This window comes from Aquimarina pacifica, assembly GCF_000520955.1.
GTDB classification, from domain to species: Bacteria; Bacteroidota; Bacteroidia; order Flavobacteriales; family Flavobacteriaceae; genus Aquimarina; species Aquimarina pacifica.
Map to the genome: position 1 here is coordinate 59,655 of NZ_JACC01000037.1, position 12,922 is coordinate 72,576.

6 protein-coding genes are annotated in these 12,922 nt (G+C 32.6%); 2 read left to right on the forward strand and 4 right to left on the reverse strand.

The features are described 5' to 3' along the window. Positions 1 to 146 precede the first annotated feature (146 nt). Complete coding sequence (locus DZ60_RS24390; protein ID WP_025743205.1) at positions 147 to 4,460, forward strand: VPS10 domain-containing protein; 4,314 nt, start codon at positions 147 to 149, stop codon at positions 4,458 to 4,460. A gap of 146 nt (positions 4,461 to 4,606) precedes the next feature. On the opposite strand, the gene DZ60_RS0116875 is transcribed toward DZ60_RS24390, so the two are convergent. Both DZ60_RS0116875 and DZ60_RS0116880 read right to left on the reverse strand, forming a co-directional pair. Next, positions 4,607 to 5,527 carry a patatin-like phospholipase family protein gene (locus DZ60_RS0116875; protein ID WP_025743206.1) on the reverse strand — a complete coding sequence of 307 codons (921 nt, stop codon included), beginning with the start codon at positions 5,525 to 5,527 and terminating at the stop codon, positions 4,607 to 4,609. Between the two features lie 6 nt (positions 5,528 to 5,533). Continuing rightward, the gene (locus DZ60_RS0116880; RefSeq protein WP_025743207.1) at positions 5,534 to 7,654 is read right to left on the reverse strand and encodes a M1 family metallopeptidase; all 2,121 of its coding nucleotides are present in this window, start codon (positions 7,652 to 7,654) and stop codon (positions 5,534 to 5,536) included. 200 nt (positions 7,655 to 7,854) lie between these two features. Between DZ60_RS0116880 and recG the strand changes: the two genes are divergently transcribed. Beyond that, positions 7,855 to 9,957 (forward strand): ATP-dependent DNA helicase RecG, encoded by a 2,103-nt coding sequence (recG, locus tag DZ60_RS0116885; protein WP_025743208.1) that lies wholly within the window; start codon positions 7,855 to 7,857, stop codon positions 9,955 to 9,957. A 1,710-nt stretch (positions 9,958 to 11,667) separates the two neighbouring features. On the opposite strand, the gene DZ60_RS0116890 is transcribed toward recG, so the two are convergent. Together DZ60_RS0116890 and DZ60_RS23300 are read right to left on the reverse strand one after the other, a co-directional pair. Beyond that, entirely contained in the window at positions 11,668 to 12,483 is an 816-nt protein-coding gene (locus DZ60_RS0116890) for a mechanosensitive ion channel family protein (protein ID WP_025743209.1), read from the reverse strand. 146 nt (positions 12,484 to 12,629) lie between these two features. Further along, positions 12,630 to 12,922: OmpA family protein (locus DZ60_RS23300; RefSeq protein ID WP_034229985.1), on the reverse strand; the 293-nt coding region annotated here is incomplete at its 5' end.

A 12,922-nucleotide genomic window follows, 5' to 3' on the forward strand; every position in this document is an offset into this window, starting at 1 on the left:
TCATTATTAATGAATATTTTATGTTAAAAAATGATTATATGTGTATTATTAATATTAATATATCGTTTTTACTAAAAATAATCTAACAAAATTTAGTTTAAAAAAAAAACTGATTCTAACTTTGTACCCTCAAAACCTTAAAAGTCATGGTACAATATTTACACAATTCATTTCATCAGATTTATAGCAAAAAAGTTCTCTTTATCAGTGCTATTTTATTTATTTCGACATTCATTATTTCTGCACAGTCACCTCTTCAAGAAAGATATTTTATGGAAGTGCTACAACAGACTAAGAATTTCGAAGAAATCGTTCAAACAGTAGAAAAACATTACGAAAACAAAGACAAAGGAAAAGGGTCTGGGTACAAACAATGGAAAAGATGGGAAGAGTTTTACAGCACTCGACTTATGCCAGATGGTACAGTGCCTAATCTCGGAGCAGTCGAATGGGACGCTTACAAAAAAAGTTCTTTATTGTCTAAGAAAAACACAAAATCCGCTCAACAATCCGCAATAGCAGGAAATTGGGAAAGTATTGGTCCTGATAACCACATTCGTTATGGTCAAGGTTATAACGGAGGAATCGGTAGAATTAATTGTATCAGTGTAGATCCATCTGATTCTAATATTATTTATGTAGGTACTCCTGCAGGTGGTCTATGGAAAAGTACTACTGGAGGGAACGCATGGACCCCTTTGACAGATGATTTACCGTCATTAGGTATTTCTGGAATTGCAATTGATTATCAAAGTCCAAGTACTAATAGAACTATTTACATTCTCACAGGTGATGGTGATGGGGGGCATACACAATCAATTGGAGTATTAAAATCTATTGACAACGGAGTTACCTGGTTGTCAACGGGCTTATCTTGGGATGTAGAAGATCGTATTGTGGGGTACAAACTATTAATGCATCCTACTAATAATCAAGAAATGTTTGTAGTAACTTCATCAGGGATCTTCAAAACTACAGACGGTGCAAATTCATGGAATCAAGTAACGCAGTATCAAAGGATATATGATATTGAGTACAAACCAGGAAATCCAAACTATATATATGCTGCAGGCGCCGGATTCATCACCCGATCTACAGATGGAGGAGATAATTGGGACGAATTGGAATCAGATGTTCTACCAACTTGGGGCTCAAGGACTGCTATCGCTGTATCACCAGACGAACCTAACTATTTATATGCTATATTTAGTGGGCTTACAGGAGAAGGAACGATGAAAGGAGTATTTAGATCTACGGATAGTGGTAATTCATTTTCATTACGTTCAAATAGCCCAAATATATTGGGGTATAATCGTTATGGAAATGATAATAAATCCCAAAGTTACTATGATTTAGCAATTGCCGTATCACCTGATAATGCTGATGAAGTACAAGTCGGAGGAATCAACTGTTGGAAATCTACTAATGGTGGTTCGTCATGGACAAACTCTTCATACTGGGTAGAAACTTCTGCTGGCGCCGGGTCCTATACACATGCTGATATACATGCGCTTGAGTATTACAACGGAACGCTGTTTAGCGGATCTGATGGTGGTATTTACAAAAATGATAGTTCAACGAATGGTTGGGAAAACATCTCTTCGGGCTTAGTTATCTCTCAAATGTATAGAATCGGTTTAGACCCAACTAATCCAAATCGCTTTTTACATGGTTGCCAAGATAACGGAAGTAATAAAATAGAAAATGGAAACTACTACCATTGGTATGGAGCAGATGGATTCGAATGTATAGTCGATCCCTCTAATCCAGAAAGAATTTACGGAAGTTACCAAAATGGAGGGATCATCAGGTCAGAAAATAATGGATTAAGTATTACCAATATACAACCGAGTGAAGCTGGTTCAGGAAATTGGGATACTCCATATGTATTAGATCCTAATGACAGTGATATTATTTATGCAGGATATGCAGACCTATGGAAATCTGAAGACAGAGGTGATTCATGGACTAATATTACCGAAGGGGAAACTGGATATACAACAGCCAGACAAGTAGCCGTAGCACCATCAAACTCTGATTATTTATACGTACTAAAATCAAGTAAGTTATATTATTCTACAAACGGAGGTTCTTCTTGGGAAGAGAATGAGGACATTGGTTATACTACCAAAACATATATATCTGTGCATCCAACAGATCCAAAAAAGGTATGGATTACTGCAGGTGGATTTACCGAGGGAGAAAAAGTCTTCAAGTCTACTGATGGAGGAAAAACGTTTACTAATATATCTGGATCATTACCTAATATACCCACAAATTGTATCGTATACGAAAATGGAAGTAATAATGGAATTTATATAGGAACAGATCTAGGGATTTTCTATTTTAATGATGATCTTTCTGATTGGATACTATTCTCTAACAATTTACCAACCACGATAGTAAAAGAACTAGAAATACAATATACTTCCGGAAAATTGTTTGCTGGTACCTTCGGTAGAGGAATGTGGACATCTGACCTATACGAACCTTCTTATAAAAGTGCCGAAAATATAACTGACATCTCTTCTGGTCTTTCTTATTCTTATTACGAAGGAGAATGGCGCATATTACCCGACTTTTCTTTATTGAATCCAAATGAAGAAGGAACTGTTAACAATATCAGCCTATCACCAAAAAATAGAGATACTAACTTTGGTTTAGAATTTAATGGATATATTAATATCCCACAAGATGGTATTTATGTATTTTATCTAGAATCTGATGATGGTAGTAAATTGTATGTAGGAGATATAGAGGTTATTAATAATGATAGAACGCACGAATCACAAGAAAAACTCGGAGGTATTGGTCTTAAAAAAGGATATCACAGTATACGTGTTTCCTATTTTCAATTTGAGGATGATAGTGAATTAGGTCTGTCATATTCTGGCCCCGGAATATCCAAACAAAATATTCCTGATTCAGTATTGGTAACTGCAGGAAATGTAGATCAGCCCAGAAATTGTACTTCTAGTAGCAATGCAGAATGGATCAGTCAAACGATTACCGAGCAAAGCAGTAATTTTTCTTTGAGCTTTAAAATTACTCCGGATACCAGTAATATGGATGGAGTATTTGGATTTTCTGACACATCCGCTACCACATATTCAGAACTAGGAATAATTGTTAGATTTAATACATCGGGTAATATTGATGTACGAAACGGTTCATCATATGGTAGTACCAATACTGTAGGATATAGTCCATATACCACGTATAACTTTAGGATAGAGGTTGATTTTAACAATAATCAATACGACGTATATGTTTCTGAAGAAAATCAAAGCGAAATTCTATTAGCTGATAATTTCAATTTCAGATCAGAAAAATCAGCTTTATCAAAAATAAATAGCTGGTCTACATTTAGCAATTTTGGTTCAATATCCATTTGTGATGTTGATGAAAATGGTGGTACAAATGAACTTCCAGAAGTTTCATTAACCTCTCCTACTAACAACAGCACATATGATAATGGGGACACCATCACACTTTCTGCAAATGCAAGTGATACGGATGGTACTATCACCCAGGTTGCTTGGTATGCAAATGATCAATTACTATTTACAGATTACACAGCTCCTTATACTCAGTCTTGGAGCAATGTTGTCACAGGCACTTATGAAATTGTAGCCAGAACTGAAGATAATGACGGAGGAATTACTTGGTCCTCTCCTGTAACCATAACGGTAGAAGAAGCTGTTCCTTCATTTTGTGCCACCAGTAGTGCTAATTGGTCAGGAACCGAAATAGGTAGTACAGAACAAGGTACGTTTACCGCTACGGTCGAAGTAACTCCTAATACTAGTAACATGGATGGAGTAGTCGGATTAAGTATTAACAGACCTGACGACTATTCTGGTTTAGCTGCAATCTTAAGACTCAATAAAAATGGATTGTTTGATGTAAGAAACGGCGGTTCTTATGATTACTCTACTGCTTTAAACTATGTTGTAGGAACCACATACATAGTTCGATTTGAAATCGATGTCAACTCCAAAAAGTATGATGTATATGTTGCTGCTCCTGGAGCAAGTGAAATAAATATTGCTTCTGATTATGATTTTAGAACTGAACAATCTACTATTTCAAGCTTAAGATACTGGAGATGGACCTCTAGCATAGGAAACCTAGAAGTATGTAACCCACAGATTTTGACCGCCCCATTATCTTTGGACAAAAATCCCGCGGACATCTCAGACTATACGATCAGTAAGGATGAGATTAGAGCTACTCCGAATCCAGCTTCTGATGTAATTACTTTCTCTTTAGGTAAAATCAAAGGAACTACAAATCTAACTTTAATAAGTATCTCTGGAGTTACTGTTTTACAAGAGACCAAACAAGGTATATATGATAGTATGCAAATGAATATTGCTAACCTTGCTAATGGAGTTTATTTTGCTCATGTAAACATCAATGGCATAGTAACAACCAAAAAAGTAGTTATTCAGCATTAGGCAAAAAATAATGATTTAAAATAAAAAACGGCTGGTTTTAGAAAAACCAGCTGTTTTTTATTTTATTAAATGGCCTTAGAAATAAAATCAACTCTTTCTGATTGGTATCTAAGTCTTTTGAATCAAGGATAAAATAAAAAGGACTTTTATTCTGTACTTATATCTTTCAATTTATTTTCAACCGCTGATTTAGATTTTTTTTGCGCATATTCGAATCCCTGTTTCCACCAGTTTCTCATTAATTTTTTATTAAAAACTAATGAATTCTCAGTTAATTTGGATGGTGTATAAAACAAGTTTAAAGGTACATTCTTGTTGATTGCAGCTAATTTTCCTACCACAGTATCATGCCCCTCTACTTGATCAAACATAAAGCTGAATAAGTTAACCATTAATGAGAATGGGTTTTTCCCTAAAACCTTCTGGTATTCCATATTTTCTGATTCAAGAATAATGGCATCGACTTCTGTAGCTCCTCTTCTAATAGCTTCTCTAATAGGTACCATGCATCCAAAACCTCCATCTGCATATTCGCAACCATTTTTAGTTACCAAACTCATAAAAGGGACATAATTACATGAAATCCATATCCAATCACAAAAATCTTCATAAGAAAAATCATTAATAGATTTATATTCTGTCCTATTCTTAGTAAGGTTAGAAACTGTTACAACAACATCAGACACACGTTCTTTGATATTATTAAATTCTTCTTCAGAAAAATTCTTACGTATAGAACGACGTAAATTTTTACTTTCCCCAAAAGTTCGTCTTCTCTTAATAAATTGTACTAAAGAAGAAAAAAAGTTGACAGAAACAAATTCTCTTGTTCCCTTTTTTCTGATTATAAAAGGATTAATACTAAAAATAGTATTCTGACTAACATTGGTATAAATATTATATACCTTATCGAGATTTCCTAGAGCTAATTGTGGGATCAAAAGACTTCCTGTTGATGTCCCCAGAAAAAGGTCATACTTCCTCCCCTCTTCTTGTATTAGATATTGAGCTACGCCTCCGGCATATGCTCCTTTACTTCCTCCTCCAGAAATTACTAATGCTCGCATAAATTTTTATGGGGTTAGTTTACTTTGTAAAAAATCTTGTTGTTTTTTTGACAAACTATCCATTAAAACTACGTATTTCTTTTTATATTTTTCATTGATTATTAATTTATCAAGAATTTTTCTACACGAATTCCTAAAACGCCAATTATGATGCATTGCACCATCAACCAGATATTGCAATGATAGGTCAGAAAAAGCCTGCATACTTTCTAAATATGTAAACGCATTTTCGCGAGTACTAAAACCATATTTTGAAGACGTATACCCTGATAACTCAAGAAAGAATTTTTGATGATTTTCGGTTTCGAACCCTTCTGTATTCAATGCTAGAACTAACCATAAAATCCTTACATTTTTTGAGCTAAATCCTATAATATTTTTTGTGGTTTCTAAATACTCTTTTCTTTTTTCAGGAAAGCTAACCCATAAGTTGTAGAGAGCTGGCTCTATAGTTGCATAGGATGGGTCTTTTAATAATGATTCATATTGCTTTTGTAAGTCTTTAGGAACAGTACTGAGTGTATTTGCAATCGCTTGACGTACAAAGACGTTATTTGTCGCAAAAGCTTTGTCATAAATTACTATGTTTTCTGGTGTAGTAATTCCTTCTAATTGATAAACGACTTCTTGACCAATATAATCATTGACAGGAAAATCTAATGATTTGGTTAATGTATTCCATTTTCCAGCCAAAGGTTGGGTACGTTCCTGAGCGAGTGTCAGATATGATTTTATAAAATTAGAAGTTGTCAAGAGATTCAATGCTTTTTGAGAAGGAAATTTTACATTCTCTAACCATATCTTCCTAAAATCACTTAAATCAGTACCACTGACCTTAGTTGCTATTTCAATAAAATCATTAGTATCTACATTCTCGAACTTAAATGTTTCAAGATAATTATGAACCGTAATTTTAAAACTAGTGTCCCCTATCAAATTGCGTAATGCATGAAGCGCCCATGCACCTCTTTGATAAAAAGTAAGAGAACTTGCATCTGCATCTAGTAATGATGTTGCTTGAGAGCTCTTAGACAATTCTGTAAGCTGCTCTGCACTTTCGTATAATTTAAACAAAAAATAATCTTCACCAAAAATTTCCTTTTCTGCCAGTAATGCATAATACGTTGCAAAACCTTCCTGAAGCCAATGATGCGTTCCCTCTTTGGCAGTTACTAGGTTCCCAAACCACTGATGCGCCAATTCATGGGCATTCACATTAATATAATTTTGATCAATAAACGCAGTCTCATCGACCATAAAAGCATCTGAGAAAATGGTGGTTCCGGTATTTTCCATACCTGCATATAAAAAATCCTTAACGGGGATTTGCTTATAATTTTGCCATGGATATGCAAATCCTATTTCCTTTTCTAAAAAATCAAATATGTCCTTACTATGTTTATAAGTAGATTCATATTTATCAACATTATCAGGATGATAATACATCTCTAAAGGAATATTACTCGCTGAAGTTTCTACCTTCTTATCGTATTTACCTATAGCAAAAGCAACCAAATAACTTGACATAGGATGTCGCATATCATATTTCCAACGTTGTATAGAATCATTGATTACTTCATTTTTTACTAGTTTACCATTAGCTATAACCTCATATCCTTTTTTAAAATCAATAGTTATATCAAATTCGACTTTTTCATTCATGTCATCAAAACTAGGTAACCAATTAGAAGTATATTTCCCTTGTCCTTGTGTCCAAATCTGATCCTCATCATTATGGTCTTTTACAAAATATAATGCCTTTTTTGGAATCGCGCTAAACTCTATTTTTATAATATATTCTTGATCGACTTCAAAATCCGAAGAAATTAGGATTGCCTTATTATCATACTTAAAATCTACATTTTTAGTATTTAATAATACAGAAGCAATAGACATATTTTGAGCATCAACTTTTATTCTAGAAGTTGGTTTTACTATTCTAAAACTGTATTGCACCGCTCCTTTAATCTTTTTATCATTAGGAAGCATCGTCACATGGGATTCTCCAACTAAAAAATCAACATAAGGTTGTTCCTTATTTTGCTCTATATTTATAACTGATGTCATATCCTGACCATATCCAGACCATAAAAAAAGGACAACCAAAAAAAAATGATAAAATTTCATAAACTATATAAATCAAATATTCTACAAAATAACGAAATTAGAATGGCTCTGTGACAGAGTTAAACCTAGTTTTATCCATCAGAACATATTTTGATATACAAAACTATTTTCTAATAAGTATTATCTTCGTTTTCTATATTGCATTGTCACAAGAACAGTCACCACGCAATTGATATTAGGCTATAATAAAAAAAAAGATTTTGAACTCCAATATTTTACAAACTCCTATTGATTATCTAAAGGGCGTAGGTCCTTCTAGAGCTTCTCTATTGCGGTCTGAGTTAGGAATTCATACATATCAAGATTTACTTAATTTTTTCCCAAATCGATATCTTGATAAAACCAAATATTATAAAATTAATGAGTTACAACGCAACTCTGCCGAAGTTCAGATAATAGGTAAAATAGTAAATATTAAAACGGTAGAGCAAAAAAAAGGAAAACGATTAGTTGCCAAATTTATTGATGAAACTGGAGAAATCGAATTAGTATGGTTTAGAGGTCATAAATGGATTCGAGAAAACTTAAAAATTAATACTCCTTACGTAATTTTTGGGAAAACCAAATATTACAATGGATTTAATATGCCACATCCTGAAATGGAACTTCTTGATGAGCATAACAAAAGTCTTAGAGCGGCTATGCAGCCCATATATCCTTCTACCGAAAAACTATCTAACAAAGGCATTACCAATCGTGTTGTATCAAAAATGATACAACAACTATTTTCTGAAACCAAAATTCGTTTTTATGACACACTACCGAATGAAATCCTCGAAGAATTAAAATTAATTTCTAAAAGTGAAGCTGTATTTAATATTCATTTCCCTAAAAGTCAAGAATTGCTTTCAAAAGCACAATATCGTCTCAAGTTTGAAGAATTATTTTATATACAGTTACAACTCATTATCAAAAAACTAATCCGAAAGCAAAAAATCAAAGGATATCCCTTTAGTGAAGTAGGTAACTATTTTAATGATTTCTATAAAAACCATCTCCCTTTTGACTTGACGAATGCACAAAAACGGGTCATTAAAGAAATTCGCAATGATATGGGAGGCAGCGCTCAGATGAATAGACTTTTACAAGGTGATGTTGGTTCTGGAAAAACCATTGTAGGTCTAATGGCTATGTTATTAGCAATAGACAATGGTTTTCAGGCATGTTTAATGGCGCCAACAGCTATTTTAGCGAATCAACACTATACAGGTATTAAAGAACTCACCCAAAATCTAGATATCAATATCAAATTACTAATGGGTAGCTCTAAGACCAAAGAACGAAGGAAAATTCATAAAGAACTTGAAGAAGGAACACTTCATATTTTGATAGGTACACACGCTATTTTAGAAGATAAAGTACAATTCAAAAATCTAGGTTTAGCAATTATCGATGAACAACATCGATTTGGCGTAGCACAACGAGCCAAATTATGGCATAAAAACACCTATCCACCACATATCCTCGTTATGACCGCAACGCCAATACCAAGAACTCTGGCGATGAGCCTGTATGGTGATCTTGATATCTCGGTGATCGATGAATTGCCTCCGGGTCGTAAACCTATAAAAACAGTACATCGATATGATAGCAACAGATTAAAAGTATTTAGATTTATCACCGAAGAAATTCAAAAAGGTAGACAAATATATATTGTCTACCCATTGATCCAAGAATCTGAAGCCATGGATTACAAAGATCTAATGGATGGATATGAGAGTATATCTAGATCTTTTCCAACTCCTGAATATCAAATTTCTATTGTTCATGGCAAAATGAAACCAGGAGATAAAGATTATGAAATGGATCGTTTTGTAAAAGGAGAAACTAATATAATGGTTGCAACCACAGTGATCGAAGTTGGCGTAAATGTACCAAATGCAAGTGTAATGATTATTGAGAGTGCAGAGCGATTTGGTTTATCTCAACTTCATCAATTACGCGGACGTGTAGGCCGTGGTGCTGAACAAAGTTTTTGTATTCTTATGACAAGTTTTAAATTATCATCTGATAGCAAAACTCGCTTAGAAACTATGGTACGAACCAATGATGGTTTTGATATTGCTGAAGTAGATCTAAAATTAAGAGGTCCTGGGGATATTATGGGTACGCAACAAAGCGGTGTTTTAAACCTTAAAATAGCAGACATCGTGAGAGATAATGATATTTTAAAAACCGCACGTCACTACGCCATAAAAATTCTCAACGAAGATCCATCTTTAGAAAAAGAAAAAAATAAAACAATATTATATACCTATGAGCAAATGGCAAAACATAAAAATATTTGGAATTACATTAGTTAGATTCTGTTTGTGCTATTAAAAAGTGATCAGTTACTATATAAAAGTAACATATCACTCAAAGAAAAACCAAGTACTAAGAAAGAAATAATTATTTAATAAAAACACTTTTAATCCCGTTACTCTAAAACACAATGATTAAAACCTCCCGAAATTACCCCTAAAAACGGAAGGTTTAAATAAACACATTGTCAAAATGTAATTTTAATCACAACGGTTACTCTCTTTACTACAAAAATTGTTAAAACCTCCCGAAATTACCCCTAAAAACGGAAGGTTTATAGTAAACACATTGTCAAAATGTACCTTTATTACTTTATTACATATTAAACTTTAACACATATAGACTAAAGAATAATATCAAACGACTTTTATTAAAACCCCCCGAAATTACCCCTAACAACGGGAGGTTTTTAGTAAACACATCGTCAAAATGTACTTTAATTATGACACTATTTTGGTCATATATACGCTGTCTTTAACTCCTCGAATACAAAAGGAGCTTATATATTTTCTTATTTAGCATAAATACTTGATAGTTTATAAAATCACCTTTCACTTGTTTATCCCATGGATAAAAAACAACCTTTACACGATTTAAAAAAAATCAACAACCCAATCCATAGTAACAATCTTAACAGTAATGTATGTCTCAAAACACATACAGGACCGACACATTACGTCTATGAATAACAAGTAATTAGTTTTTGGAAAACACAGTGTTAAAAAGAAAATAACACTAATAATAAGACAGGTCTAAATATGGCACAGTAACAATATGTGCCTAACGAAAAGAAAACATGTCCAACAATTCTTTTCTAAAGGAAAGGGGGCGTTTACATATAATAACTTGTAAACAGTATCCTGTCAGAATAAGAAGTGTCGATACACTAATAGAGGTTAATCTCTTAAACTAGTCGTTACTCAGACCTTGTACTTATTGGCTCGCCAAAGTTTTACAATTACAAGGTTATTTTTAGTTGTAGTATTAAAAGATAATTGCTGAAAAATTAACAAAAAACTCAAAACACTATTTTTATACTAAAAAAATTATTCACTATTTCATTAAAAATTAAAGAAGGAATTGAATCAAATAAAGTCTACAAATAAACTTACTAAGAATACCATCATTAATTCTTTTACTAAATATAGGTACAAATTATTAAAATCGAATACCTCAAAAACGCAGACTTATTGAGGTTTTTCCATACAACAAAAACACCAAAACACATAACACAAATTACTTATTCAAAACACAAATGACAAACATAAAACATTATATATCAAATATTTAAATATAAAAAATATTTAAAAAAAGACCTATAAAAAAATAAAAATGTAAGAATTATCCTTATAAATAATTCAAAAATTAACACTAAACTCTAAACAAAAAAAAATGAATTTCATCCTATTTAGACGTAAGTCAATTCAAAAATTTGAAAAAATCACAATAAATTGTTAAAATAGAATGTAAAATGCATTTAAAGTAAATAACAAATTTTCCGTTAATCGTAAAAAAGGAAAAAGCAGAATTATAATATTGTTATAGTATTTATATAGAATTTGTAATAAGTAGTAAAAGATTTTTTTAGGTATTCTCTCTTTCAGATATATGTTTCTATCCTTTATATCAAAAAACCCGTATAGAAATTCTATACGGGTTATATCATATATAACTCAAAAGTATATTGTAGTTAAACCTATATATACTACTTACGCTTCTTTCTGAATTTCGACAGCATGTGGGTAAGGAATTTCTATACCTGCTTTATCTAATGCCAATTTACAATCTTCTAAGGTAGAAAAATAAACACTCCAATAATCTTCTGGAGTAGAATAAGGCCTTACTGCCAAATCAACTGAACTTTCTCCTAAATTTGAAACATTTACTGAGGGTGCAGGATCTTTTAAAACTTTTGGATTGGCCTCTAAAACCCCCAAAAGTATATCTTTTGCAGTTTTTATATTTTCTCCATACCCAATACCTATGGTAATATCTACTCGCATTTTTCCTTCTACAGTAAAGTTTACAATATTACCATTTGCCATAGCCCCATTTGGTACTATTGCCAATTTGTTTTGTGGAGTAATTAATTTGGTTGTAAAAATCTCGATTTCTTTAACAGCTCCAAGAACTCCTTGAGCTTCTATTACATCACCTATTTTATATGGTCTAAAAATCATAATTAGGACACCTCCAGCAAAATTAGAAAGCGAACCTTGTAGTGCCAAACCTACTGCAAGACCTGCTGCTGCAATGATTGCTGCAAAAGTAGTTACATCAACCCCTAACTTAGAAATTACAAGGACAATCAAAAATACCTTTAATGCCCAATTAAGTAGATTTAGTAAAAATTTCTGTAGTGACTCATCATACTTACTTTTGGTCATTACACTTTTTGTAGTACCAATAAGTTTTTTAATTACCCATGACCCAACTAGATAAATAAGGATTGCCGTAACTAATTTAGGGCCGTATTCTTTGGCTAGTTCAATACCATAATTAAGCCATTCTTGTGCTTTTTCCATACTGTGGTGTGATTATGTTAACTTTTAATGTTTAACATCCAAAATGTTTAAAAAAACATTCAGATAATTTGTGATATAATTTCAGACAATAAAAATAAAAAAATATCCTGACACCAAAAGTTATTTCACATCAAAGTATTCTATTTCTACTGTATTACGATAAATTCACTTCTTCTATTAAGTTGATGTTCTTCTTCGTTACAGGATGCATTATTAGCACATTTGTTAAGTATTGAGGTTTCACCATATCCTCTGCCTGTGACTCTAGAGGAGTCAATACCTCCTTTTTCGATAATATATTTGATGGTGCTTTTTGCTCTGCGCTCACTCAAATACATATTGTAGTTATCATCGGCTCTGCTATCGGTATGAGAACGCACATCAATTTTAAGTTGTGGGTATTGATTCAGTGCAGCGATTACTTTTTGTAATTCTATTT